This is a genomic window from Muricomes intestini, assembly GCF_004346165.1.
In the GTDB taxonomy this organism is placed as follows: domain Bacteria; phylum Bacillota; class Clostridia; order Lachnospirales; family Lachnospiraceae; genus Muricomes; species Muricomes intestini.
This window is the reverse complement of the sequence record NZ_SLZZ01000013.1, coordinates 21,839-47,654: the sequence shown is the minus strand read 5'-3', so window position 1 is coordinate 47,654 and position 25,816 is coordinate 21,839. Positions and strand designations below refer to the sequence as shown.

Annotated in this window: 21 protein-coding genes; 20 read left to right on the top strand and 1 reads right to left on the bottom strand. The window is 43.4% G+C overall.

What is annotated here, in order from left to right:
* The first annotated feature begins 37 nt into the window (after window positions 1-37).
* The 5 genes from EDD59_RS10400 (at window position 38) to EDD59_RS10380 (ending at window position 5,584) form a co-directional block, all read left to right on the top strand.
* On the top strand, window positions 38-919 hold the full coding sequence (locus EDD59_RS10400; protein WP_132381567.1) for a D-psicose 3-epimerase: 882 nt from the start codon (window positions 38-40) through the stop codon (window positions 917-919).
* Between the two features lie 26 nt (window positions 920-945).
* Window positions 946-1,992, top strand: coding sequence for a sugar ABC transporter substrate-binding protein (locus EDD59_RS10395; RefSeq protein ID WP_132381565.1), 1,047 nt, complete (start codon window positions 946-948; stop codon window positions 1,990-1,992).
* Window positions 1,993-2,070: 78 nt separating this feature from the next.
* Complete coding sequence (locus EDD59_RS10390; protein ID WP_132381563.1) at window positions 2,071-3,561, top strand: sugar ABC transporter ATP-binding protein; 1,491 nt, start codon at window positions 2,071-2,073, stop codon at window positions 3,559-3,561.
* Window positions 3,562-3,574: 13 nt separating this feature from the next.
* Window positions 3,575-4,537, top strand: a complete 963-nt coding sequence (locus EDD59_RS10385; RefSeq protein ID WP_165920905.1) for an ABC transporter permease — start codon at window positions 3,575-3,577, stop codon at window positions 4,535-4,537.
* Window positions 4,538-4,546: 9 nt separating this feature from the next.
* Window positions 4,547-5,584 (top strand): NAD(P)-dependent alcohol dehydrogenase, encoded by a 1,038-nt coding sequence (locus EDD59_RS10380; RefSeq protein WP_132381557.1) that lies wholly within the window; start codon window positions 4,547-4,549, stop codon window positions 5,582-5,584.
* A gap of 61 nt (window positions 5,585-5,645) precedes the next feature.
* On the opposite strand, the gene EDD59_RS10375 is transcribed toward EDD59_RS10380, so the two are convergent.
* Window positions 5,646-8,918, bottom strand: a complete 3,273-nt coding sequence (locus EDD59_RS10375; RefSeq protein WP_132381554.1) for a DUF5107 domain-containing protein — start codon at window positions 8,916-8,918, stop codon at window positions 5,646-5,648.
* 216 nt (window positions 8,919-9,134) lie between these two features.
* Between EDD59_RS10375 and EDD59_RS10370 the strand changes: the two genes are divergently transcribed.
* From EDD59_RS10370 to EDD59_RS10300, 15 genes are all read left to right on the top strand, one after another.
* Entirely contained in the window at window positions 9,135-10,025 is an 891-nt protein-coding gene (locus EDD59_RS10370) for a helix-turn-helix domain-containing protein (RefSeq protein ID WP_132381550.1), read from the top strand.
* Between the two features lie 117 nt (window positions 10,026-10,142).
* Window positions 10,143-11,207 carry a zinc-dependent alcohol dehydrogenase family protein gene (locus tag EDD59_RS10365; protein ID WP_132381547.1) on the top strand — a complete coding sequence of 355 codons (1,065 nt, stop codon included), beginning with the start codon at window positions 10,143-10,145 and terminating at the stop codon, window positions 11,205-11,207.
* Window positions 11,208-11,218: 11 nt separating this feature from the next.
* A complete protein-coding gene (locus EDD59_RS10360) occupies window positions 11,219-12,292 on the top strand; it encodes a M24 family metallopeptidase (RefSeq protein ID WP_132381544.1) in 1,074 nt (357 codons plus the stop codon).
* A 211-nt stretch (window positions 12,293-12,503) separates the two neighbouring features.
* A complete protein-coding gene (locus EDD59_RS10355) occupies window positions 12,504-13,676 on the top strand; it encodes an ROK family transcriptional regulator (RefSeq protein WP_132381541.1) in 1,173 nt (390 codons plus the stop codon).
* A 36-nt stretch (window positions 13,677-13,712) separates the two neighbouring features.
* The gene (locus EDD59_RS10350) at window positions 13,713-14,762 is read left to right on the top strand and encodes an NAD(P)-dependent alcohol dehydrogenase (RefSeq protein ID WP_132381538.1); all 1,050 of its coding nucleotides are present in this window, start codon (window positions 13,713-13,715) and stop codon (window positions 14,760-14,762) included.
* 190 nt (window positions 14,763-14,952) lie between these two features.
* On the top strand, window positions 14,953-15,729 hold the full coding sequence (locus EDD59_RS10345) for an SDR family oxidoreductase (protein ID WP_132381536.1): 777 nt from the start codon (window positions 14,953-14,955) through the stop codon (window positions 15,727-15,729).
* A 54-nt stretch (window positions 15,730-15,783) separates the two neighbouring features.
* Window positions 15,784-16,815: a sugar ABC transporter substrate-binding protein gene (locus tag EDD59_RS10340; protein WP_132381531.1), complete on the top strand. Its 1,032-nt coding sequence runs from the start codon at window positions 15,784-15,786 to the stop codon at window positions 16,813-16,815.
* Between the two features lie 75 nt (window positions 16,816-16,890).
* A complete protein-coding gene (locus tag EDD59_RS10335) occupies window positions 16,891-18,396 on the top strand; it encodes a sugar ABC transporter ATP-binding protein (RefSeq protein WP_132381529.1) in 1,506 nt (501 codons plus the stop codon).
* A 5-nt stretch (window positions 18,397-18,401) separates the two neighbouring features.
* Entirely contained in the window at window positions 18,402-19,349 is a 948-nt protein-coding gene (locus EDD59_RS10330; protein WP_132381527.1) for an ABC transporter permease, read from the top strand.
* Between the two features lie 263 nt (window positions 19,350-19,612).
* Complete coding sequence (locus EDD59_RS10325) at window positions 19,613-20,749, top strand: ROK family protein (RefSeq protein ID WP_243117397.1); 1,137 nt, start codon at window positions 19,613-19,615, stop codon at window positions 20,747-20,749.
* A gap of 22 nt (window positions 20,750-20,771) precedes the next feature.
* Window positions 20,772-21,791, top strand: coding sequence for a zinc-dependent alcohol dehydrogenase family protein (locus EDD59_RS10320; protein ID WP_132381525.1), 1,020 nt, complete (start codon window positions 20,772-20,774; stop codon window positions 21,789-21,791).
* Window positions 21,792-22,181: 390 nt separating this feature from the next.
* Window positions 22,182-23,042, top strand: coding sequence for a VIT1/CCC1 transporter family protein (locus EDD59_RS10315; RefSeq protein ID WP_243117396.1), 861 nt, complete (start codon window positions 22,182-22,184; stop codon window positions 23,040-23,042).
* A gap of 204 nt (window positions 23,043-23,246) precedes the next feature.
* Window positions 23,247-23,786 (top strand): prolyl-tRNA synthetase associated domain-containing protein, encoded by a 540-nt coding sequence (locus EDD59_RS10310; RefSeq protein ID WP_132381523.1) that lies wholly within the window; start codon window positions 23,247-23,249, stop codon window positions 23,784-23,786.
* A 232-nt stretch (window positions 23,787-24,018) separates the two neighbouring features.
* On the top strand, window positions 24,019-25,161 hold the full coding sequence (locus tag EDD59_RS10305) for a double-cubane-cluster-containing anaerobic reductase (RefSeq protein WP_132381651.1): 1,143 nt from the start codon (window positions 24,019-24,021) through the stop codon (window positions 25,159-25,161).
* A 40-nt stretch (window positions 25,162-25,201) separates the two neighbouring features.
* Window positions 25,202-25,810 carry a GTP-binding protein gene (locus tag EDD59_RS10300; RefSeq protein WP_132381521.1) on the top strand — a complete coding sequence of 203 codons (609 nt, stop codon included), beginning with the start codon at window positions 25,202-25,204 and terminating at the stop codon, window positions 25,808-25,810.
* Window positions 25,811-25,816 lie beyond the last annotated feature (6 nt).

Genomic DNA, 25,816 nt, shown 5'->3' with positions numbered 1-25,816 from the left:
AAAACATGAAAGAAAAGATGAAGGAGGAACAAAGTATATGAATAAGCTTGGTATTTTTATGAATTTTTGGGAGAAACAATGGGACGCCGACCACATTAAATACATCAATAAAGCAGCGGATATCGGTTTTGATATTCTGGAATTTCAGGCACAGCCATTGCTGGATATGTCTAAGGAAAAGATGCAGGAAATTAAGAAAGCGGCAGATATACGTGGAATTGAATTAACATACAGTCTGGGGCTGGATCCGGCCTATGATATTTCCAGTGCGGATGAGTCAGTTCGTGCGGCAGGAATTGAATATTTAAAGAATATTGTAGAACGTGTAGGATTTATGGAGGGAAAAGTGATATCCGGAGTAAGCTATGCGGGCTGGGGTGTCACAGACTATACGATAGATAACAAAGACGATTTCTGGGACAGAAGCGTCGGCAGCATGAGAAAAGTTGTGAAAACAGCAGAGGAGTATGATGTTACCTATTGTGTAGAAGCGGTAAATCGATTTGAATCCATATTGATTAATACAGCAGAAGAGGCGCTCAAATATGTAAGGGAGATAGAAAGTAAAAATATTGGTGTGTTGTTGGATACATATCATATGAACATTGAAGAAAATAATATCGGAGATGCAATCCGTCTGGCGGGACCATATCTTGTGAATTTCCACACGGGTGAAAATAACAGACGGGCACCGGGAAGAGGCCATATAAACTGGGATGAAATATTCCAGGCACTGAAAGATATAGACTATCGTGGAAGAATTGTCTCAGAACCTTTTGTCATGATGGGAGGAGAAGTCGGGCGCAATGTAAAAACATGGAGAAACCTGGATACACCGACGGAAAAAACGATTGACGGCGAAGCTGCCTTTTTATTGAACTTTGAAAGAGAGATGCTGGCCAAATACGGCCTTGCATAAATAAAAGAAATCAGGAGGAAAAGATTATGATGTCAAAAAGAATAAAGAAAATTACGGCGGCGCTGCTTACAGGGATATTTTGTGTATCAATGATAATCGGATGCAGCAGCAAGGCTCCGGGAGAAAGCACAGATAAAGAGACCGATGTAAAAGAAGGCAGTGGGAAGGAAGACTACAAAGTAGGTTTTTGCCTGCAGACTATGGATGTGGCCGTGTGGAATACAATGTCAGAAGGTATGGAAGCAGAGGCGAAAAAGCTGGGTGTGGAATATGGCTGCCAGGTGGCCAATAATGATGCGGCCACACAGATTTCTAATATCGAAAACATGGTGGCCCAAGGTTATGATGCAATTATTATTCATGCTTTTGACAGGGAGGCATTTGCAGATGTGGTGAAAGAAGCATTGGATAAAGGAGTTGTAATCTGTGCGTATGATGACAACATAATAGATGCGTCTACAGGGGAACCCTGTAATTATCAGCTGACATTTTTGTGCGATAATTATGAAATCGGATACCGCGTAGGCACAATGGCGGCAGAGTGGACAAAAGAAACATTTGAAGGGGATGATCCGATACAATTTGGATTATTGTGGCATAAAGAGTTTCAGTTTCAGAGAGACCGTGTAGAGGGGATCAGAGATGCTATTGCAAAATTAGACCCCCGCATTGAGATTGTGGAAGAATTGGAAGGCCTGGTAACAGAAGATGGTGTTGCGGCTGCGGAAGCATGGACTCAGTCTTATCCTGATATGAAGGGTATAGTGGCAACGAATGACACCGCTCTGCTTGGTTTTTCGGAGGCATGGAAGGCGGCAGGTAAGGATGTAAAGGATCCTAAGTTCGGTATGTTTGGAAATGACGGAGTTAAAGATGCAATTGATATGGTTGCAGACGGGACAATTCTCCGCGGTGATGTGGGACTTGATGTATACAACGGAGGCGCTCAGGCCGTTGATGCCTGTGTAGAGGTATTAAATGGTGCGGATGCAGAAAGTGTTATTATGCCAATGGTTAATGTGACTGTTGACACTGCGGATGAGTGGAAGTCCGATACGAATCTTTATAAATAATCGGAGGGTCTGGAGAGGGTTTTCCCCCTGGTGCAGCCGGGGAGGAAAATCCGCTTCTGCCGGAGAAAGGAGTAACCTATGGCGGGAAATGATGTTATTTTATCGCTAAAGCATATATCAAAAAGCTATCCGGGAGTGCAGGCGCTGGACGATGTTTCCATAGACTTTTATAAGGGGGAGATACATTGCATTATAGGGGAAAACGGAGCAGGAAAATCCACCTTTATTAAGATGGCCTCCGGAGCGAATGAACCTGATTCCGGAACAATTGAGTTTGAGGGCTGTGTTTATAACACCATGTCCCCAAAACTGTCTAAGGAACTGGGGATAGAGGTGGTCTACCAGGAATTTAACTTGGCGGAAGATTTATCGGTTGCGGAGAATATGTATTTAGGAAATCGATTGGATAAATGCGGCGTATTTCAGGCAAAAACGGTGGAGAAAAGGGCTGCAGAAGTATTTGAGAGGATAAAGGTAAATATAGACTGCAAAAAAGCCGTAAAAGATTTATCTGTATCTTATATGCAATTCGTTGAAATTGCAAAAGCCCTTGCGAAGAATCTAAAAGTTCTGATTTTGGATGAGCCCACCGCACCCCTGACGGAGGATGAAGTGGATAAACTTTTAGATGTCGTGCTGGATTTAAAAGAGCAGGGGTATACGATTATTTATATTTCTCACCGGCTGCCGGAGCTGTTTCGGATCGGAGACAGGGTTACGGTGCTGCGGGATGGAAAAAAGATTATAACAGAAGACATGAAAAACATGGACACGGATAAACTGATTACATATATGGTAGGAAGAAAAATGTCATTTGAGTATCCGAAAAGAAATCATGAGATTGGAGAAGTCATTTTTGAAGCACAGCATGTTACTTCAGACAAGGTCAATAATATTTCTTTTAAGGTAAGAGCAGGAGAGATCCTGGGAATCGGAGGACTGGTGGGAGCCGGACGTACCGAGCTTTTGAGGGCAATATTCGGAGCTGATATTATGCTGTCGGGTGCGGTGTATCTTAAAGGAGAAAAATTGGAAATCAGGCATCCCGCAGATGCTGTTGCTAAGGGAATGGGGTTTGTCACCGAGGATAGAAAAAGACAGGGGCTCCTCCTTGAAGACAGCATTTGCCATAACATTTCATTGGCTATTCTGAAAAAAATATCAAGGCTTGGGGTAGTGGACATAAAAAGGGAACAAAAGTATGCAGAAAAGGAAAAAGACCTTTTGAGAATAAAAACTCCTACTCTGGAAGCTCCGGCGAATTCTCTGAGCGGAGGAAACCAGCAGAAGGTAGTGCTTGCAAAATGGCTGGCTGCAGACTGTAGGATTATTTTTATGGATGAACCTACCCGTGGAGTGGATGTGGGTGCAAAGCAGGAAATTTATAAACTGATGAATGAGCTGGCAGAGCAGGGAATTGCCATTGTAATTGTATCGTCTGAAATGGAGGAGCTAATGGGAATGTCAGAGAGAATTATGGTTATGCACGAGGGTAAAAGTACAGGGGAACTGCGCAAAAGTGAATTCAGTGAGGAAACCGTGATGCAATATGCCTCCGGTCTGGTATAGGGGGGATGAAAAAATGAAATTTGTAGAGTTATTTAAAAAATATGGAGTTGTTTTTATACTGGTAATATTATTTGTAATATTCACCGCTTTAAATCCGGCATTTTTAACAGTAACAAATATCATCAATATTTCAAAACAGGTTGCAATTATGGCAATTCTTTCTGTAGGCATGACCTTCGTACTTCTGACAGGAGGAATCGAATTATCTATGGGCTCCGTGGTGTCTCTGGTGGTTGTCACGATAAGCATGTTTGTTACAATTCTGGGCTGGCCGATTTCTTTGGCAATTTTGGCATCTATTGCAATCGCAACTGCCATTGGTCTTCTAAATGGTATTATTATTGCTAAGGTGAAGGTGCCACCACTGATTATGACATTGGGAATGCAGATTTTCCTATACGGATTTACATATACTCTGTGTGGAGGAACCCCGGTCTATGGAATTCCAAACTCATTAAAATGGGTGGGACAGACATATATATTCGGATTTTTGCCGGTGTCTGCTTTAATTATGATTATTATAATTCTGATTGGCTATTTTGTTTTATCTAAAACATATTTAGGAAGATATTTTTATGCCATAGGCAGCAACGAAGAAACGGCGAATCTGTCAGGAATTAATTCAGACAGAATACGCATTATGGCATATACCTGCTGTGGATTTCTGGTTGGGATTGCAGGTATGGTCATGCTTGGAAGAATAGGCAGTGGGCAGCCGAGTGCAGGTGAAGGATATGAGATGGATGTTCTAACCGGATGCGTATTGGGAGGAGTCAGCTTAAATGGAGGAAAAGGTAATCTGGCAAAAGCATTCGCTGGAATCCTTGTAATCGGAATTTTAAGTAACGGCATGTCTCTTGCCGGAATGGACGCTTTTATGCAAAAGATGGTGAAAGGACTTGTGCTTATGCTGGCGGTAATTTTGGACAGTTTACAGTATGTAAAGATTAGGAGAAAAGTAAAAGTGATTTCTTAGGAGGTAGTTATGAGGAATAGAACAGCCTATATGGAAGAACCCGGGACAATGCATATACGTGAAATTGAGGTGCCCCAGCCGGCAGAGGACGAGGTGCAGGTTAAAATTGAATATTGTGGAATATGTGGTTCTGATGTACATTATTATGAATATGGAAGAGTAGGAGATTATATTGTAGACGGACAGTTTATCCTGGGGCATGAGGTGGCCGGTACTATAACTAAAACTGGGGATCATGTCACTTCACTAAAAATAGGTGACCGGGTTGCGCTGGAGCCAGGGATTCCCTGCGGAAAATGTGAGTTTTGTAAGAGCGGAAAGTATAATCTTTGTCCTGATGTGAGGTTTTTTGCGACACCTCCTATTCAAGGGGCTTTGCAGGACTATGTGGTTCACCCGGCAGATATGTGCTTTTGTCTCCCTGACAATGTGACAACAGAAGAAGGTGCGCTGGTAGAACCACTCTGCGTGGGGCTGCATGCATGCAGACAAGGGAAAGTAGAGCCGGGAAAAACAGTTGTGATACTGGGCGCGGGATGCATAGGTCTGGTAACATTATTGTCTGCAAAAGCATTTGGTGCTTCAAAAGTAATTGTTGTTGATCTGTTTGAAAAACGTCTCGAATTTGCTAAGAAATTGGGAGCAGACTATACAGTAAATGCAAAGGAACAGGATACAGTAAAAGCAGTAAAAAGCTTACTGGGAAAAGAAGGAGCTGATATTGTATTCGAAACAGCAGGCGCTCCAAAAACAATATATCAGACATCACTGCTTGCAAGGGCAGGAGGTACAGTTGTGCTGGTGGGGATTGCAGTAGAAAGTGATTTGAATTATAATTTTGCTCAAGTAATGGGAAAAGAGCTGACAATAAAGTCTGTATTCAGGTATTGCAATCTTTATCCCCTTGCACTCTCAGCTATAGCAAATGGAACGATTGATGTAAAACAGATTGTCACCCACCGATTCATGTTTGATGACGTAAAGGAAGCCTTTGACTGTGTCATAGAGGATGCAGAGAATGTAGTGAAAGGAATTATTGAGTTGTAAATACTGATTTTTAGAGAATATGAAAAGGGACTGTCCTGAAATAGACAGCCCCACTGCACAGTTATCTGAGATATTCTAAATGTTCGATTGCCCCCTGATACCCCGGTGATTCTGCCAGTATGTCTCCCAGCAGCTTCCGTGCTTCTGATATATGCCCCAGCCCAATATTCCCAAGTGCCATTAGATACATACAGTACAGTCGGTTCCTTTCTTTAGGATGTGAGGGGAATACTTCAATTTCTGGGAGGGAGACCGCAAAGTAGTCAAAATCAACCTCATCAAATATATGTTTTTGTCCGAAACTAAGAAGCTGGTGATAGCATTTTTTTGCCCCTGCAGTGTCTTTTAATTCTTCTTTCGCCAAAGCCTGATAGAAGATGAAATCAGAGGGCTGATCGTTGTAGTACAGCACACTGGAGGGTGTTTCCTCTTTTTGAACTGCCATGTGGAAATACTGCCTGGCAGATTCCACATCCTGCTTTCCAAGGAAAGCTTTTCCTATATAATAGTCGGCCATTGCATCCTGTGTCCCGGGGAGTTTTCCTTCACCCAGATTGTGGGGATAGGTTTTGGAAGCTTTCAGTAAATCGATAGCTGCATCATAATCTCCTTTTTCAATCAGCCGGATTGCCTTATGGATCAGGGCATATCGGTATTGCTTGCTTACCTTACCCTCCCCGCCCTCCCAGGGGTGAAACTGATGGGAAGAAAGGTGTTTCAGAGCCTGATCAAATTGTCCTGTCAGGTTTAAAAGTGTAATGTAATCCAGATACAGCGCATCTTTTTCTTTTACCATATCCAGGTGTTCGGATAGGAGCACGAGACGTCCTTCATTGGAAACCCTTATCTTTTCCAGCAGCTGGTTGTATTCCAGCAGAAAGCGGGGGTACGTGGATTCCAGCGCAAAAGCTTTCTTCATAAAGTCCAAAGCCTTTGGAAGATTCTGTTCTTTGTTGTAGTAATAAATTGCCAGATTCCGGCTTGCCATGGCAAATTCCGGATTCTGCAGCAGTGCAAGTTCCCAGTGGGCAGCAGCGCCCTCGTACCGCCTCTTATCGTAGAGGAGGCAGCCAAGGTAGTAGTGTGCATTTGGGGCCTTGTGCAGTGCGGCGATGACACCTTCCAAAATCAATATCTCTTCAGGCTGATTCGGAAAACAGCCGCTGTAATCACATTTTTCACCCTTTGAATAATACTCTTTGGCCTGAGCTATATCACCCATTTTCCCCAGAATATATCCCTGATAATAAGCAACCATAGGGGAAGATTCCCTGTATGCTGATAAGATTGAAAAAGCGTCTTCATAAAACCCTGCTTTGACATAATCCAGAGACAAAGCGAGATAATTATGGGCCGGAGTACGCATTTGTTTTACCCAGCATTCACGGTCACCGGAGACAATTGCTTCTTCATAAAGAAGTCCAAGATCCAGCGGATCGATTTTCAGACTTTCCTCAATGAAGGCTCCATTATCACGGGAGAGCACTCTAAGGAGAGTTGCTTTCAGTGTTCGGGCTTTCATGTTATGCCAGTTTCTTATAAGTGACTGGTCGATAAATTCCAGTGCCTCCTGGCAGCGTTTTTTACGGGCGGACAGGCATGACAGCCAGTAAAAGCCGCAGGACTGGGTGTCGGCGCACCAGGTGGATTTATAGAAAGCATCAAAAGCTTCCTCATCATTCCCGCACATAGTAAGGGCAAGTCCAAGGTGAAAATAAGCTTCTCCGGAAGCCGGATTTGGATTCTTCCAGGTCTGTTTTTGAATGGCATTTTCAAAGTAAGGAATGCTTTCCTGAAACCGTCCCTGTTTATATAAAAGCATGCCGTAACCGTCATTTAATCTGATGTCTGTTGTATCTCTTCGAAGCCCTTCCATATAGTAATCTTCCGGAAGGAAGGTCGCATGCCGGTATTGCTCCAGATGAGCGGCGGCAAGGTAAAGTTCTTCTACAGATTTCAGCTCCGAAGGTGCAGGAAGGGCGGCTGCTGGTGCAGGAAGGGGTTCCAGTTCCCGGGGAGCAGCAGTATATCTCACAAGTTCCTTCTGGTCTTTATCGAAAATCACAGCAGTACATCCGGTAAGCTCTGTCAAAGTAGTATTAAAAGAGGCCTCATAATACGTATCAGGAGATAAGTCTGCGGTGTCCGAAAACAGGATTTCATCATTTTTTATTACCTTGATGACGGTCTGCGGATATTTACCTGAGGCATAAGCTTTGAGCATACATTGTCCGTTGTCGAACTCCAGGTTTAATGCGGCATCTTTTGTGGCATTCTTTACGCGCCCGACATGTTTGTAAGGCATAAAGTATTGTGTGAATGTTTTCTCCTCATAAGGTTTAAGCCAGGTAAAATCAGGCTGGTTATCGGTATATACCCCGGTCATAAGCTCAATGTAGGGTCCGTCCCCATCTGTCAGATTTCTGTCCCAGGCCTGTCCGAAATCGCTGTTCCCCCAGGTCCATTGCTTTTTGCCCGGTGCAATGTGATGATCCGCTACATGGAGCAGCCCCGCATCTTTTTTTTCATCAAAATTCCCAATAAAGTCATAATCAGAATGAGCTGCCATATAGGAGGTCGGCACTTCTATGTTCCGATAGCAGGAAATATCAACCCCTGCAGAATAATCATATTTGTAATATTCTCCTGTAGCGACAGGGAAGGTGGAAACTGCCCGTTTTCCATGGTCCATCACTGCATGAACATCCGGCGGAAAGACAGAAAATGTATGGTCATTGACCGGGACAGCCGGGTTCGCCCACCAGAGGAAAGTCTGGGGTAAATCGGTACGGTTGAAAAGCTGCCCTTTAATTTCGATATAAGACTTATCGGGGTAGAGGGTAAAGGAAGCCATCCCCTTTGTCCCGTACATCTTGTCTATTTCGCTGACATATACGCTGGCTGACCCGTCTGCATTTTCCCGGAAGGAAAAGTCCACAGGAGAATAAGTGGAGGGCCGATGATGCTGAGGCCAGTTAAATTCAATTCCGCCTGAGACCCAGGGACCTGTAAGACCTACCAGTGCTGGTTTAATAACATGGTTATAGTAAACAAAATCATACTGGTTGGTCTTATCCAGGGCACGCTGGATGCGCCCTCCCAATTCCGGGAGAATCATGATAAAAAGAAAATCATTCTCCAGAAAAACTGCGTGATAAGCCATATCTTCTTTCTGGTCAGAAATCTTTTCGGTGACGGGAAGTGGGTAAACCTTTCCTGTGCTTCCCTGATAGGCCCGGTTTTCCAGAAAAAGAGGGGCCTTCTCCGGAGGATAGACTGGATAAGTAGGAAGTATAATGGTTTCCTCCCATACATGAACACGATTTTCTTGCATTTTATAACTCCTTTCTGAACTCCGTTGAAATGTGGCGTGATGTGAATTACACGGGCTTTGGTGTATCGGCGCATATATTTCACGGTATCGTATATAAAGAGTAGCATAGCAGGCAGAGAGTTGGAATGGCATAAATTATAAAAAAATGGACAATATTCCACAGAAATGCTATAGTGAAGCCAACAACAGAACACGAGCATTTTTCGGAGGCAGAATATGAGTGAATTTTCAGGAAAATCAGACGGATTCAAGGATGAACGCTATATTATTATCCCAACGGAATCCTTTGCGGACTATGCAGGGCATCCCCTTGTGAGAATCCTTTACCCGACAGATGTGGGATTCTTTCCGAAGGCAAGGGCTCATTATAGGGAACGTGAGGAGGGAGCCGACCAGTATATTCTGATTTACTGTGTAGACGGGAAGGGAATCATAGAGGTGGACGGCAAAACTTATTCTATAAAAAAGGCAGAGGCTTTTTGCATCCCAAGGGGGAAAAGGCATAAATACTATGCAGATAATCAAGATCCATGGAGTATATTGTGGGTTCATTTTAAAGGGGAGAATACAAAATATTTTCCTCTGGATGAGTGCAGGACGGTGCAGATTAATTCCAAATACAGTGAGAACCGTATGGCAGTTTTTTTTAACTTGATTTTCAGGGTTCTAGAGCGAAATTATACAATGGGAAATTTTATTTATTTATCGCAGGTGCTCTCGCTTCTCCTGGCAGAAGTCTATTACAGGGAAAAAGTGGATGAAAGCAGTGTTCAGGATAAGCATGTGACAATGGTCATCCGTTTCATGTATAAAAATCTGACAAAGCAGCTCACGCTGGAGGAAATATCCAGGGAAGTAGATCTTTCCAAAAGCTATCTAAATTCCATTTTTAAAGAACAGACAGGGCGGTCCCCCGTAGACTTTTTTCTGCACCTTAAAATGCAGGAGGCCTGTAAACTTCTGCAGTCAACAGATATGTATATCTATGAAGTAAGCACAAAGATGGGGTATACAGACCCTTATTATTTTTCCCGGATATTTAAAAAAGTAGTAGGGGTATCACCAAAAGAGTACAAAAAAGGTGACTATTTATATTTTGCCCCCTGATACCTGTGGATTGCACACTGGTATGATGTTAGATAGTCCATGAAAAGAGAAGATTTGAAATTCAGTTTGTCATGTAATGATGCTATACTGTGCTTAAAAAATAGGAGGTAGGTAATTATGAATCAGCAGATTCCTAAAAAAATGCTCGGCATGAAGCTGCCGGGAGGGGCAAAAGTAGAGTCCTGTGAATGTGATGTACCGGTTCCGGGACATGGACAGGTTCTTTTGAAAATGAAAGCGGCGAGTCTTTGCGGAAGTGATTTGAAGTATATTTATTTTGAGCATACGGATAAGACCGGCGGAGCTAGGTATGACAATGTCATTGCGGGACATGAGCCAAGCGGGCAGGTCGTGTCTGTGGGAGAAGGTGTTACAGACTTCAAGGAAGGTGACAGAGTAGTGGTTTATCACATCCAGGGCTGCGGATATTGTGATGAGTGTAAAAAAGGATTTTTTATCAACTGTCAGCAGCCCCAGCGGAGGGCATACGGCTGGCAAAGGGACGGTGCACTGGCAGAATATATGGTAGCGGATACAAGTACGTGTATTCATCTTCCGGATTTTCTGACATATGAAGACGGGGCCATGATAGCCTGCGGATTTGGAACGGCTTATCAGGGTCTTTTGAGAGCCAATGTTTCCGGCAGAGATATCGTCATGGTTATGGGACTTGGGCCTGTAGGACAGGCTGCAATTATGCTTGCCAAAGCAATGGGGGCGAAAGCTATTGGGGTTGACATCTCACCCGAACGTCTGGAAATGGCAAAGAGAATCGGGGCAGATGAGGTTGTGCAGGGCGGTGAACATGCAGTCAGTGAAGTGATGAATCTGACAGAGGGAAAGGGCGTTGAAGCTGCAGTTGACTGCTCAGGAAGCAGCATCGGAAGGCACCAGTGTCTGGAAGTTGCCAGAATGTGGGGAAATGTTGTTTTCCTCGGGGAGCAGGGAACTGTAACCTTTGAGCCAAGCCCCCTTCTGCTTCATAAGAACCTGACACTTCACGGTTCATGGGTGACTTCTGTGGGAAATATGGAAAGGCTGGTGGAATTCTTAGACAGAAAGAAAATCCATCCTTCCGACATCATTACACACAGATTTCCGCTAAAAGAAACGGATAAAGCATTTGAAGTATTTGCAACAGGAAAGACCGGTAAGGTTTGCATCAATCATGAGATGGAATAGGCGGGTGCGATATGGAGACATTAAAAAGAATCCGGGAATGGATGCGGCAGAAGGATTATGATGGTGTGATTCTGGGCAGAAGGGATAGCTATGCGTGGATTAGTCAGGGGGCGAAGAACCATGTAGTTGCCAACGATGCAGAAGGTGTTGCCTATTATGTCATTACCCGGGAAAACGTATGGCTGGTGGCTGATAGCAGCGATGCTGCCCGCATGGGAGCAGAACAGAACCCTCTCCATGGAACAGTGATAGAGGTTCCCTGGTATGAGTCTATAGAGGAAACTCTAAGAGAGCTGGTGTCTCCAGGAAAATTCGTATCTGACACCGGGATTGCGGGAACGGAAAATGCACTGGAAGGTTTGATAGAGCTTAGAATGGTTTTGTCAGAGGAAGAAAAATTACGCTACAAGGCAATTGGTACGGAATGTGCAAAAATCGCAGAGCATGTGTGCCACAGCGCAAGGCCGGGGCAGACGGAGAACGAAATTGCCGGTCTGCTCAAGAGTCTTTGCATTCAAAAAGGAATCGCTCCGGATTGCGTGCTGGTAGGCTCTGATTCCAGGATATTGGATTACCGCCATCCTTTTCCTACAGATAAGCCGATTGAAAAAAGTCTTATGGTGGTATTGGGGGGCGAAAAATACGGACTGAATATCAGCATGACGAGGATTGTGTATTTTAGTAATATTCCGGAGGAAATCAAAGAGCGGTGTAAAAAAACACAGTATATTTTTGCCTGCATGCAGACCATGATGAGAGATGGTCTTTCTTATGGCGAATACTTTGATTGTGTGAAAGAACTGTACTGTAAAGCTGGCTGGGAAGATGAGTGGAAAGCTCATCACCAGGGCGGGCCTACGGGATATCAGTGCAGAGAGTGGGTTGCTGTTCCTGGAATGACTTCTGTTATGCACAGGAATCAGGCATATGCATGGAATCCTACCATTCTGGGAACTAAATGTGAAGAAACAACTATCCTTGAAGAGAACGGAGTTATTACTCTGACACGAACTGGGAACTGGCCGTGCAGCGTGATATCAACCCCTTATGGCACATATGAGGCAGCGGACATATATTGTATGTGAGACAACGGATATATAGTGACTATGATAAGAAAAAATGTACTAAAATTTCAAGCTTGAAATTGTATAAAGTGACGAAACCTATAAAATCAGAGATAAAAATATTGATAAGTTTGTATAAAAGTGCTATTTTATTATTGCAACCACTTTATTAGACATTTTATTAAAGTAGAAAATAATGTTTAAGTTTTAACAAGGCAGAAGAGAAGGCACCATGAAGAAAAGCAAAAATAACTCAGAGGTAAAGAAATTAAATCGTAACAGGGTCTTCCGCTACATTAACAGCAAAGAAAAGACGTCTATGCCCGAGGTGGCTGCGGCACTCCACATGAGCAGCCCCACGGTTCTTCAAATTGTGAGGGAACTAAATGAAGCAGGTGTGCTTCTGGATGCGGGAGAACTAGAGTCCAATGGAGGCAGAAAGCCTAAGGCTCTTACGACAGTGAAGGATATCCGATATGCACTTGGAATCGAAATCACACAGAATCATATAGGTATTGTACTGACAGATTTGACAAAGGCCGTGAAAGCAAGTGCACGTCTTCGGGAAAAATTTGTATTTGAGGATGCATATTTTAAGACTCTGGGCAGGGTGCTGGAAGAGTTTGTTGAAGAAGAGCAGGTGGACAAGGATAAGGTAACAGGTGTCGGAATTTCGGTTCCCGCCATAGTGGATATGCCAAGAAATTATATTACATACTCACGGGCATTGAACTTATACGATGTAGCAGGAGATGTGTTTTCCCGCTATATTCCTTATCCCTGCACTCTGATTAATGATGCCAGTGCAGCGGCAGCCTCGGAATGGGGATTAGGATATCTAAAAGAGAATCTGGTTTACCTGTCGTTGAGTAATACAGTGGGGGGGGCAATTCTGTTTCAAAATTCTTCCGAGTATATGGAAGATGACGACTATTCTACAAGTGTATTTGAAAACATGTATATAGGGAATCACTGGCATAGTGGGGAATTTGGACATCTTACAATACATCCAGACGGGGACACCTGCTACTGTGGGAAGAAAGGCTGTGTGGATGCGTATTGTTCCGCTCTGCGCCTGTCAAAAGAGACCGATGGTCAGCTGGAGCAGTTCTTTGTAGAATTGGAGAAGGAAAATCCAGAGATAAGGAAGGCATGGGACACATATCTAGAAGATCTGTCTATTGCGGTAGATAATCTGAGAATGTGTTTCGACTGCGAAGTGGTTCTCGGGGGTTATGTTGGAAGTTGTATGAAGCCCTATATCAGTGAACTTCGGGACAAAGTTGCCAGGAGGAATATTTTCGAAGGTGCGGGGGATTATATTTCTGTATGTACATTCCAAAATGAAGCATCGGCGCTGGGGGCGGCTGTATTTTACATCGAAGATTTCATGAATAGTATTTAGAAGAAATAACTTGGGAGGGCTGAAAGGAGAAAGAACATGGAAGGAACAATGAAAGTAGCGGTTATGAACGGAATTGGGAAGATGGGATACACTACAAGGCCGATTCCTGTTCCTGAGGATGAAGAGGTTTTGGTGAAACTGGAGTACGTAGGTATTTGCGGAAGTGATATGCACTATTATGAAAGTGGAAGAATTGGCGATTATGTTGTAGAGCCTCCTTTTGTGCTGGGACATGAGCCGGGAGGCACAGTAGTCGAAGTTGGGAAGAAAGTCAAGTATCTGAAACCGGGCGACAGGGTCGCGCTGGAACCGGGAAAGACCTGCGGAAAATGCAGATTCTGCAGAGAGGGAAAATACAATCTCTGCCAGGATGTTGTTTTCTTTGCAACGCCTCCTGTAGATGGTGTGTTCCAGGAATATGTGGCACATCCCGAGACGCTCTGCTTTAAATTGCCGGATAATGTGAGCACACTGGAGGGGGCGCTGATTGAACCTCTGTCAGTCGGGTTCCATGCTGCACGCCAGGGAGATGCCCATGCGGGACAGTGTGCAGTGGTGTTTGGCGCCGGGTGTATCGGACTGGTGTCCATGATGGCATTGAAAGCCTGTGGAGTATCTAAAGTTTATGTAGTAGATATTATGGAAAAACGTTTGGAAAAAGCGATGGAACTGGGAGCAACGGGTGTCATCAATGCAAGTCAGGAAGATGTGATTGAAGCTGCAAAACGTATCACGGGAGAAGAAGGCTTCGATCTGGCTATTGAGACGGCGGGAACAGAAATTACTACGAATCAGGCAATCGAAGTTGTGAGAAAAGGCTCTAATATTGTGCTCGTGGGATATGGCAAGACCGGCAAAATGAATCTTTCCATGAGCCTTGCCCTAGATAAAGAGGTCACCTTCAAGACTGTATTCAGATACCGTCATATTTATCCTATGGCAATCGAGGCAGTTGCGGAGGGAAAAGTCAATCTGAAGGGTATTGCTACTCATATCTTTGACTTCAACGATATCCAGAAAGCTATGGACGAAAGCGTAAAAGATAAAGCTAGAATTGTAAAAGCAGTAGTGAAAATAGCGGAATAAGACATGGGACTTGGCTAATATACACAAAAAGAGAGAGCAATATTTGGGTAATTTTACATATTGCACAATCTCGAAGAACAACTATAATATATTTAAAATCAATTTTATAAAATTGTTTTACTAAATTACTTGTTAAAAGCGTAACGAACCTGACGGCGGGTTATGTCTTGAACGGAAGGAGCGAAAAGCAGTGGGTATTATTGAAAAAATGAGATTGGATGGAAAGCATATTTTTGTGACAGGAGGTGCCCGTGGAATAGGTAAAAGTGTGGCGACCGCATTTGCTGAAGCAGGAGCAGATCTGGCTATTGTAGATGTAGATATTGACGAGGCAGAGAAGACAGCAAAAGAACTTGCCGACAAGACCGGGCGCAAGGTAATAGCAGTTAAGACCGACGTGACAGAACCTGAGCAGGTAGACGCAATGGTTGAAAAGGTAGTTTCTGAACTGGGCGGACTAGAAGCAGCATTCTGTAATGCAGGGATCTGCATCAATGAACCGGCAGACGAGATGACCTTTGAACACTGGAAAAAGGTAATAGATATTAACCTGACAGGCGTTTTTCTTACCGCTACTGCTGCAGGAAAATACATGCTGAATCATGGAGGCGGATCTATCATTAACACAGCATCCATGTCAGGCCACATTGTCAATGTGCCTCAGCCCCAGTGTGCGTACAATGCCTCAAAAGCAGGTGTTATCATGCTGACGAAATCACTTGCAGTAGAGTGGGCAAAGAAAGGTGTCCGTGTAAATTGTATCAGCCCTGGATATATAGGCACCGAGCTGATTAACAATGCACCGCATCTTGTTCCGTTGATTGAACAGTGGAATGCGATGGCGCCGATGGGCAGACTCGGAAAGCCGGAAGAGCTGCAGTCTGTTTGTGTATATCTGGCAGGTGATACAAGCAGTTTCACTACAGGCTCCGATATTGTGGTGGACGGTGCGTTTACAAGCTTTTAAGTTTTTACACACGAAAGTGTAAAAAATAAATCATTCCAAAAGGAGGAAATGTTTATGAAAAAAAGAATTATAGCGGTGCTAACAATTGCAGTACTGAGCCTGTCTATGCTGGCAGGATGTACGACTAAGTCACCTGTGAAGGAGGATTCCGGTTCCGACAAGAAAACTGAAGATACTGCCGACAAAGGTGACGGCAAGTATAAACTCGGTATTACAATTCAGTCTCTGGAGAATGACTACTGGGCAGGTGTGTTTGGCGAAGTTGAAAAGATGCTAAAAGAGAAGGGCTGGGAGTATACACTTGTTGACTGTAAAGACAATTCTGCTACACAGATCAGTCAGATTGAAAACTTTATTACAGCAGGTGTGGATATGATCATGGTTCATCCTTCCGATCCAAGTGCAGTCGAGGATGTATGCAAGGAAGCTCTTGATGCAGGCATTAAGGTAATGTGCTGGGATGACAAGATGGAGAACACAACTGTAAACTGGGTTCTTGACAACACAGAGCTTGGTAAGACAATTGCAGGACCTGCAGCAGATTTTATCAATGAGCATTACTCAGCAGACAAGAAAGCGGAAGTATGTGTAATCGGGTATCCCCAGACACCAATCTTACTGGAAAGAGAAAATGGTATCCTGGAAGGTTTAAAGGCTGCAGAAGGCAAATATGAAGTAGTTGCCCAGATTGAAGGCCTTGAGGCAAATGATGCACAGACAAATGTTGAGACAGTACTTCAGGCACATCCGGACTGTAAAGTATTTGTAACAATCGGTGCAGGTTCCGATATCGGAGCAAATCAGGCACTTCTGACAAAGTACAACAACAGTATTCCGGAAGACTGCGGCATCTTCTCCGGTGATGCTACAGAGCAGCAGATGAGAGCAATCAAAGCCGGTAATGAAGCTTCCAATACAACAGTAGGATTTGAAGGCTCCAACACTAGAACAGCAAAAGCTTGTGTGGAAATGTATGAAAAAGTTTTATCAGGAGAAAAGTTTGAAGGCGATGACCATAATATATTTAGACCTTTCATAGTAATTAATGCAGACAATGTAGATGAATATCTTGCAGATTACGAATAAGAAAAAGATTTATTAATGAAACATAGTTTTAGGAGGCGGTTTTTGGCCGCCTCCTGCCAATAACGGGGGCATATTATGAGTGAAGAATATGTATTACAGCTACAGCATATAAGAAAAGAATACCCGGGTGTCGTTGCACTGAAAGATGTTTCCCTTGAGCTGAAAAAGGGTGAGATTCTGGCATTGATTGGTGAAAATGGTGCCGGAAAGTCAACATTGATAAAAACATGTTCCGGAGCGGTCATCCCCACCTCCGGCAAGATTGTGGTAAATGGAAGTGAGCATACGAGCATGACGCCCCAGCTGGCAGCAGAAAATGGAATCGCTATTATTTACCAGGAATTTAATAATGTAGCAGAATTATCTGCCGCAGAAAATCTGTTTCTGGGAAGACCTATCAAAAAGGGCTTCATTATTGATAAGGCAGCAATGGAAAAAGAAGCGGCAAAAGCATTCGAGCGCCTGCATATTAAAATTAACCCTAAGTCGCTGATGAAGAATCTCACAGTAGGCTACCAGCAGATGGTTGAAATTGCAAAGGCGATTCAGCAGGATGCAAAAATATTAATTATGGATGAACCGTCTGCACCTCTGACCAGCGCAGAAGTGGAAAGTATGTTTGAGGTAGTAGAGCGTTTGAGAGAAGAAGGTATTTCTATTATATACATCTCACATAGACTGGAAGAAATATACCGCCTGTCCGACCGGATTGTGGTCTTACGTGACGGCGAATATGTGAAAACACTGGCTACCAAAGAGAGCCATGTAGAAGAGCTGATTCATCTGATGGTAGGCCGTGAGCTGACAGAGACCTACCCTCCCAGAAAGGATTGTATCAATAAGGATGAAATAGTCCTGGAATTACAGGATGTCTGTGGAAACGGTGATGAGGATATCAATCTGCAAGTTCATAAAGGTGAAATCCTCGGACTCGGAGGACTGGTAGGAGCCGGACGCACGGAACTGGCACATCTGGTCTTTGGGGCTGCCAGGAAGAAATCCGGCAAAATGATTCTTGACGGAAAGGAAATCAATCCGAAGAGCCCCCGGGATGCAATAGATTTAGGAATTGCACTGGTGCCGGAGGACAGAAAACGTCACGGAGCTATGCTTGGAGTTTCCATAAAAAACAATATCAATATGGCGGTATATGAGAGAAATTCTACCTTGAGTGTGATTGACGCAAAAAAGGAGAAAAAAATTGCCAATAAATATAAGGATGAGCTGGCAATTAAGACACCCACATTGGAGCAGCTGGTAAAGAATTTGAGCGGGGGGAATCAGCAGAAAGTAATTCTGGCAAGGTGGCTGGCGGCAAATTCAGAGCTGGTTATCTTTGATGAACCGACCAGAGGTATTGATGTGGGAGCAAAATACGAAATTTATAAGCTGATGAACCATCTCATAGAAGAAGAAGGAAAAACGATTCTGCTGATTTCTTCTGAGATGGAGGAATTGATGGGAATGTCTGACAGAATTGTTGTGCTGGCGGAGGGCCGCGTAACAGGAGAACTAGATAAGAGTGAATTCGAGCAGGATAAAATTATGGCATTTGCATCAGCAGCAGGCAAGGAGGGTTAGTCAGTATGAAAGAGAAAGTAGTATATCAGTTAAAAGACAAAGCAATCTGGGTTGTGTTCATATTTTTGTTTGTTGCATTTACTATTGCAAACACCAGATTTATTACGCCGAATAACATTATTACCATGGTACGCCAGGTATCTATGTACGGGATCGCTTCCATCGGTATGACATTTGTAATTTTGCTAGGTGGAATTGATTTGGCAACAGGTTCCATCATTACCTTTGTAAATATTATCTGTGCCTATTTTATGGTCCACAGCGGGATGAACATGTATGTGGCCATCCTTTTGTCACTGGTTCTCGCCACCCTGATCGGGGCCTTAAATGGCTTCATGGTATCCACAGTGGGAATGCCGGCTCTGATTGCAACCTTTGCGACACAGACCATTTTTAAAGGGCTTGCATACATCATAAGCGGCGGTACCCCTATCAATGGATTCACAGTGGATTTTAAAATTATCGGCCAGGGCTATATAGGACCGATACCTGTTCCGGTTATTATTATGGTTATCTGCTTTGCACTTGGCAGTTTCATATTGAATAAAACATATTTCGGCCGCTACTTTTATGCGGTGGGCGGAAATGAAGAAGCTGCAAAGCTATCCGGAATCCGCGTGGGACGCGTGAAATATCTGGTGTATTCACTGTCAGGCCTGTTTGCAGGTCTTGCAGGTGTCGTAATGCTGTCCCGGACAAATTCGGCTCAGGCAACTGCCGGCGACGGGTATGAATTCGACGTTATCACCTGCGTAGTTCTGGGCGGAGTGTCTGTAACAGGAGGTTATGGTAAGCTGTCCAATGTAGTTGCCGGTGTATTGATTATTGGTGCACTGACAAACGGCATGGTGCTGATGAATGTAAGTTCCTATGTACAATTGGTTGTAAAAGGACTTGTACTTGCATTTGCGGTAGGGTTTGACTGTATCCAGAAAAAGAGACAGACCACATAAAGTTAAAGTATGATTTTCATGGTCTTTTGGCGAGTTTTACTTAAATAGGTTGACAGTAAACCAACTTGATATTACTATAATTTTGAGTACTTTATTTCCGCGGGCAACAAGCCAAGCGGAAATGCTTGCATTTCCATTTGGCGACTGCCGTGAGGGTCAAATACCCCGCAGCTTGCTGCGCTGTAAGTCTGATGTCCCGCCAGCTTGCTGCGGGGTCTTTGACTAAAAGGGGAAAATAATTATTACGAAAAATAGGTGACAAAATGAGCAGAGAAAAAATAAGCCCCAGCGAGATTAAGCTGAAGAACCGGCAGATGATATATCAATATGTCCGGACAAATACTTCAGTGTCGAAGCAGGACATTGTGGTAGCTTTGCAGCTGAGTCTTCCGACAGTTACTCAAAATTTGGATTATCTGAAAAAACAGAATCTTATTGATACATCCCGCAAAATTAAAAATACAGGCGGTCGAAACGCAACTGCCTATACCTACATAAAAGAGGCGAAAATGGCAATCGGCGTTTATATTACGGCACATCATATAAATGCCGTAGCAGTGGATTTGTCAGGAAATGTAACAGGGATTGTAAAGCAACAAAGTCAGTTTGCTCTGGATGATGACGAATATCTGAAAAAAATTGGTATGGTTGTGAAAGAGGTAAAGAGACAGGCCGAGATTTCTGATGAGAATCTCCTTGGGGTAGGAATTGCAGTTCCCGGACTGGTTTCGGATGACGGAGAGTCTGTCCTCTATGGTATGACACTGGATTTTACCGGAAAGACCAGGGCAGAAATTGCTGAATACATTCCGTATCACAACCGCCTTGTACATGATTCTTATGCGGCAGGGTATGCGGAGACATGGAGTGACCACAGAGTTAAAAACGGATTTTATATCAGCTTAAGCAACAGTGTGGGAGGCTCCATTATTATTAACCAGTCTATCTATGAGGGCGATACGCAAAAGGGCGGAGAGATCGGTCACATGGTGGTGGTACCCAAGGGCGGTGAAAGGTGTTATTGCGGCAGATACGGATGTTTTGATACTGTATGCCGGGCTAGTATCCTGGATCAGTACACGGATGGTAATCTGGAAGAATTTTTTGTCCTGCTTAAGGCTGGGGACAAAACGGCAGAAGCATTGTGGGACGAATATCTGGATAACCTTGCAGTGGCTGTCCACAACATGCGGATACTTTTCGACGGCGTCATTATAGTCGGCGGGTATGTGGGAGCTTACATCGGGGATTATATGGATGAATTGTGTGCACGTGTGGATGCACATAATCCTTTTGACGATTGTGCAAAGGATTATCTCATGCAGTGCAGATACAAGATAGAGGCAACAGCAGCTGGGGCAGCTATTTTCTTTATTGATAATTTTCTGAACAGTATTTAACAAGTATTGGAGGGATAAGGTTATGAAGGCAGCAGTATATCACGGACGTCATGATCTGAGGGTAGAAGAGGTTCCGGAGAGGGCGCTTGAGAGTAATGAGGTCAAAATTAAAGTAAAGTATTGCGGTATCTGTGGGACAGATGTACATATATATAATGGCGATCCGGGAGCTTTTGCAGTAAATCCCCCGCTGATACCAGGACATGAATTCTCAGGTATTGTGGCGGAGGTCGGAAGTCAGGTTAAGAAATTCAAAGTAGGAGATAAAGTAAGCGGGGATCCCAATGACATGTGCGGCGAGTGCTACTTCTGCAAAAATGCCATGCAGCAGTTTTGTACCGACAATATAGGTGTCGGCACCACAGTTGACGGCGGCTTTGCAGAATATGTGATTATGAGGGAGAAACAAGTTTATAAGGTACCCGATGATTTGAGTTATAAAGCAGCGGCAATGGCAGAGCCGATGTCCTGCTGCATTCATGGAATTGACCTGTGCCAGATCAAGCCGGGAGATACTGTTCTTGTGATGGGCGGCGGCCCCATTGGCGTTATTATGCTTCAACTTGCAAAGAATGCGGGGGCTTCCAAAGTGATTCTTTCGGAGCCGGTCGAGGAGAAGCGGACTCTTGCATTGACGCTGGGAGCTGACTTAACAGTGAATCCTCTTGAGGAAGATGTGGAGAAGTTTCTTGCAGCAAATTGCGAGAATGTAAATGTAGTGATAGAGTGTGTTGGGAATATACATACCCAGGAGGATGCAGTCCGGTTTGCAGGAAAGGGCGCAACGATTATGTATTTCGGCTTGTCTTCACCTGAAGAAGGATTTTCCATTAAACCTGATGATATCTTCAGGAAGGAACTGCACATTACATCTTCATTCATCAATCCGTATACCTTTGGAAGAGCAATTCAGGTACTTGCCTCCGGAAAGATTGATGTGGAAAGTATAATTACAAATGTAGTACCTCTTGATGATATTGCAGATGTGTTCGTAAAACCAGAGTACCGCAAAAGCGGAAAGGTCATGATACAAGTATCATAGTAGAAAAAAGAAAATCCTCAAGGAGTATATGCCGAGAATATAAGTCCGGTATATACTCCTTTTTTGTAAAAGAAAATGGTAACAGTTTAGCCATGCGAATTTTCGACAGCGTAGGCAGGAGAAAGCTTGCTTTCGTATGCATATGCTGCCGAAAATTCATATGGCGCTCTGCCACAGCGAGATGAAGCGCAGCACATGTCCTTGGTTAGCAACCGTAGTGTGGTTGTTTAACAAGGACGGTACCCTTGGGGTGGAATCGAGCTGATGGCTGAACTGGTACAGAAAATATATGTGATTGTTTTCATAGTGTTGCACTATAATTTGGAGGCATGTATAATATAGAAGTAATCTTTAGGAAATGAAGACTGACAAGTTGGGAGATGATCATTTTTGACAGCAAATAATTTTAAAAAACTTCAAAAAAATGAGGTGCAGGGAGCTGCATTGTATCAGAAAATAGCTGAAATGACAAAAAACCAGAAAGAAAAGGAAACACTGTTGGCCATGTCTAAAGATGAGTGGAAGCATGCCAGGACCTTTGGAAAGTATTCAGGCGTAAATGTGAAACCAAATCGTTTCTATATCTTCTTTTTTTCATTATTAGTGCGTATTTTGGGGTATACTTTTGTTATAAAGTTCCTTGAAAAGGGTGAAGATAAGGGGATCGCCGTCTATGAGAGGGAACTCTCAGAGATACCGGAACTCCCACAGATATTGGAAGATGAGGAGAAGCATGAACAGGAGCTGCTGGATATGCTGGATGAGGAACGGCTTCAGTACATTGGCGATATTGTTTTGGGTATGAACGATGCTTTGGTGGAGTTGACAGGTGCACTTGCAGGGTACACTCTGGCAATGCAGAATACACATGTGATTGCAATGGCAGGAATGATTACCGGTGTCTCAGCCACACTGTCCATGGCAGCCTCCGGTTACCTTTCCTCCCGGGAGCAAAGTCAGAAAAATGCTGTGAAGTCGTCTGTTTATACCGGGTTTGCGTATCTGATAACAGTTGCTCTGCTGATTATTCCATATTTGGTTATGCCTCAGGGAAGCTATATTGCAGCACTGGTAATCACTCTGGTAATCGCTATTGCTATCATTGCGGCATTTAACTTCTATATATCAATTGCGAAGGGAAGGGCCTTCAAGAAAAATTTCCTCCTGATGTCCGCAATAAGCCTGGGCGTCTCAGTGATTACATTTGTCATTGGGCTTGTTGTGAAAAATGTGCTGGGGATCGATCTGTGATTTCCTGACTATAGGAAATCTTTTATAAAAAACAATATCTAGTGTTAGTTCACTGCCTCAAATAGTTGTGATTCAGCCGGTCACAGTACATTTGATGATACCAGGGTCAAAAGGCCATGCGTTTCATGCTTGTATGGAAAAGCATGACCTTTTGACCCCTACATCATTTGATTATATATTAAAATGAAGAAGGAGGAGATATAAATGGTACATATTAGTGAAATTAGTATAACAGCGCCCCCGAAAGGTCGCAATGCAACGGAGGATAAGGTATATCAGATCTTTAACAAGCTTCGCATTAGCTTTGAGAGGGTGGATAATGATGTGGTGGAAAGCATGGAGGAGTGCAAGGAAATCGATGAAGCTCTGGGCACGGAAATAAGAAAGAGTATCTTCTTATGTAATCAGAAAAAGACAAGCTTCTTCCTGGTAGTTCTTCCTGCTGATAAGCAGCTTGATACAAATGAACTGAGTAGGAAAATTGGGGTATCAAAACTCTCATTTGCATCAGGGCAACTGATGGAAAAACATTTGGGTGAAAAACCAGGCTCTGCATCTGTTATGGGGCTTGTGAATGATGAGGACGAGTATGTACAGCTCATTATAGATAAGGAAGTAGCAGAAGATGAGTGGTTTGGATGTAATCCCGGAACTAATGAAGCACATCTGAAAATGAAAACACAGGATTTGTTGAAGAAGTTCCTGCCTCATATCTATCACAATGCAAAAATCGTAGCGCTGTAGTGAAATTGCAGCACTGTAGTAAATTAAGTCGTTTCTGCCAATTAAAGCAGAAGCGGCTTTTTTTGTAATAGAAAATAATAATAAGACATGGAAATGCATAGAGAATACCAATTGGTCAAAATCCATTATAGGGCTTATACTGTAATCAGCATTGAATTCTACAGGAAAGACAGGAGAGATTTTTTATATGGATGCAGTAGCAAAGCATTGCTAGAGAAAGGACATAATGAGAATGGAAGTAAAAAAGAATTTACCAGAGATATTTGAGGACTTTGCCGAGGCGCGGCAGGCAGCATTTTTGAATGTTAAAAAGATTAAAGATCAGGACAAACCTGTAATTGGTGTTTTTTGTACATTTTTCCCCCAGGAGCTTGCAGTAGCAATGAATGCGGCAGTTGTTTCTTTATGTGCTACTTCGGATGAAACAATTGCGGCGGCAGAACAGGATCTTCCTAAAAATCTTTGCCCTCTGATTAAATCAAGCTATGGTTTTGGAAAAACAGATAAATGTCCATTTTTCTACTTTTCTGACCTGGTAGTAGGCGAAACAACATGTGACGGCAAGAAAAAGATGTATGAGTATCTGGAAGAGTTTAAGCCGGTACATGTGATGGAGTTGCCTAACAGGGTCAGTGAAGACGGTATAAAATCATTTAGAAAAGAAATTATCCGCATGAAAGAAAAACTGGAGGAAGTATTTTATATTGAAATCACAGAAGAGGATATCCGAAGAGGAATCCGGGTTAAAAATGCAGAACGTACAGCGATCAAACAATTGTATTCAATCATGAAGGAAGATCCGGTGCCTATTTCCGGTTTAGATTTACTCAACACATTAGTGGGCATAACGTTTAACTTTGACCGGGAGGGCATTCCGGCACAAATGGAAGAACTAATCAATAAAATCAAGTCCGAGGGAAGCACTCGGGAGAAGAGACCGCGTATTCTGGTAACTGGGTGTCCTATGGGCGGAGCGACTCTCAAGGTTGTTAAGGCTATCGAAGAAAATGGAGGTATTGTTGTTGCATATGAAAACTGTACCGGTGCAAAAGCAATTGAGGAGAACGTGGATGAAGCCATTGAAGATGTTTATGAGGCATTGTCCAGAAAATATATGAACATAGGCTGTGCATGTATGAGCCCGAATGAAAATCGGATAAAACTATTGGATCAAATGATCGATGAATATAAAGTTGATGCAGTGGTGGACATGGAACTGCAGGCCTGCCAGCCATACACAGTGGAATCTATGAAAATTAAGCGGTTTGTTAACGAAGAGAAAAAAATACCCTATATCAGTATTGAGACGGATTATTCCCAGGCAGATATTGCCCAGATTACAACGAGAATAGCTGCATTTATAGAGATGCTCTAATAACACTGCATAAAAATAGCCGGGGGGATGAGGTGAGAGTGTGGAGGTACAGATTGTGTCAGGCTTTTTGGGGGTTGGGAAAACCACTTTTTTAAACAAGTATATCCCGGCACTTCCGGGAAAAACGGTGATTATAGAGAATGAATTCGGGGAAGTGAGATTGGATGAGGAATTGTTTGGGGGAGATATTTCTGTGCGGGAGCTTTATGCCGGGTGCATCTGCTGCAGCCTGACAATGGGGTTCCGGGATACAATATCAGAAATTGCAAGGAGTATAAAACCGGACAGAATTGTGATAGAGCCATCCGGCGTGGGACAGCTTTCGGATATTGTCAATGTGTGTATGAAAGCAAAGATCCAGGAAGAGCTGCCTATTTCAATTACGAAGCTGATTACCATTGTAGATTTGGACGATTACGAACTGGCAGCAAAAAATTTTGGACGTTTTTATCTGGATCAGATTGAGCAGGCAGGACTGCTGCTTCTCAGTAATCTGGATATGGGAGATGAGTCAAAAAAGCAGAGACTTCTACAAACATTAAAAGGGACAAATCCAAAAGCATTGATATATGAAAATGATTGGAGACAGCTGGACACAACCGTGCTGCTGAAACTGATAAGCCAGACAGAAAACTATAAGGAAAGGTAGTAAAAG

Bases quoted from the DNA above. Each gene is read 5' to 3' on its own strand.
- EDD59_RS10400 (WP_132381567.1), top strand. From the start codon at position 38: ATGAATAAGCTTGGTATTTTTATGAATTTTTGGGAGAAACAATGGGAC.
- EDD59_RS10395 (WP_132381565.1), top strand. From the start codon at position 946: ATGATGTCAAAAAGAATAAAGAAAATTACGGCGGCGCTGCTTACAGGG.
- EDD59_RS10390 (WP_132381563.1), top strand. From the start codon at position 2,071: ATGGCGGGAAATGATGTTATTTTATCGCTAAAGCATATATCAAAAAGC.
- EDD59_RS10385 (WP_165920905.1), top strand. From the start codon at position 3,575: ATGAAATTTGTAGAGTTATTTAAAAAATATGGAGTTGTTTTTATACTG.
- EDD59_RS10380 (WP_132381557.1), top strand. From the start codon at position 4,547: ATGAGGAATAGAACAGCCTATATGGAAGAACCCGGGACAATGCATATA.
- EDD59_RS10375 (WP_132381554.1), bottom strand. From the start codon at position 8,918: ATGCAAGAAAATCGTGTTCATGTATGGGAGGAAACCATTATACTTCCT.
- EDD59_RS10370 (WP_132381550.1), top strand. From the start codon at position 9,135: ATGAGTGAATTTTCAGGAAAATCAGACGGATTCAAGGATGAACGCTAT.
- EDD59_RS10365 (WP_132381547.1), top strand. From the start codon at position 10,143: ATGAATCAGCAGATTCCTAAAAAAATGCTCGGCATGAAGCTGCCGGGA.
- EDD59_RS10360 (WP_132381544.1), top strand. From the start codon at position 11,219: ATGGAGACATTAAAAAGAATCCGGGAATGGATGCGGCAGAAGGATTAT.
- EDD59_RS10355 (WP_132381541.1), top strand. From the start codon at position 12,504: ATGAAGAAAAGCAAAAATAACTCAGAGGTAAAGAAATTAAATCGTAAC.
- EDD59_RS10350 (WP_132381538.1), top strand. From the start codon at position 13,713: ATGGAAGGAACAATGAAAGTAGCGGTTATGAACGGAATTGGGAAGATG.
- EDD59_RS10340 (WP_132381531.1), top strand. From the start codon at position 15,784: ATGAAAAAAAGAATTATAGCGGTGCTAACAATTGCAGTACTGAGCCTG.
- EDD59_RS10335 (WP_132381529.1), top strand. From the start codon at position 16,891: ATGAGTGAAGAATATGTATTACAGCTACAGCATATAAGAAAAGAATAC.
- EDD59_RS10330 (WP_132381527.1), top strand. From the start codon at position 18,402: ATGAAAGAGAAAGTAGTATATCAGTTAAAAGACAAAGCAATCTGGGTT.
- EDD59_RS10325 (WP_243117397.1), top strand. From the start codon at position 19,613: ATGAGCAGAGAAAAAATAAGCCCCAGCGAGATTAAGCTGAAGAACCGG.
- EDD59_RS10320 (WP_132381525.1), top strand. From the start codon at position 20,772: ATGAAGGCAGCAGTATATCACGGACGTCATGATCTGAGGGTAGAAGAG.
- EDD59_RS10310 (WP_132381523.1), top strand. From the start codon at position 23,247: ATGGTACATATTAGTGAAATTAGTATAACAGCGCCCCCGAAAGGTCGC.
- EDD59_RS10305 (WP_132381651.1), top strand. From the start codon at position 24,019: ATGGAAGTAAAAAAGAATTTACCAGAGATATTTGAGGACTTTGCCGAG.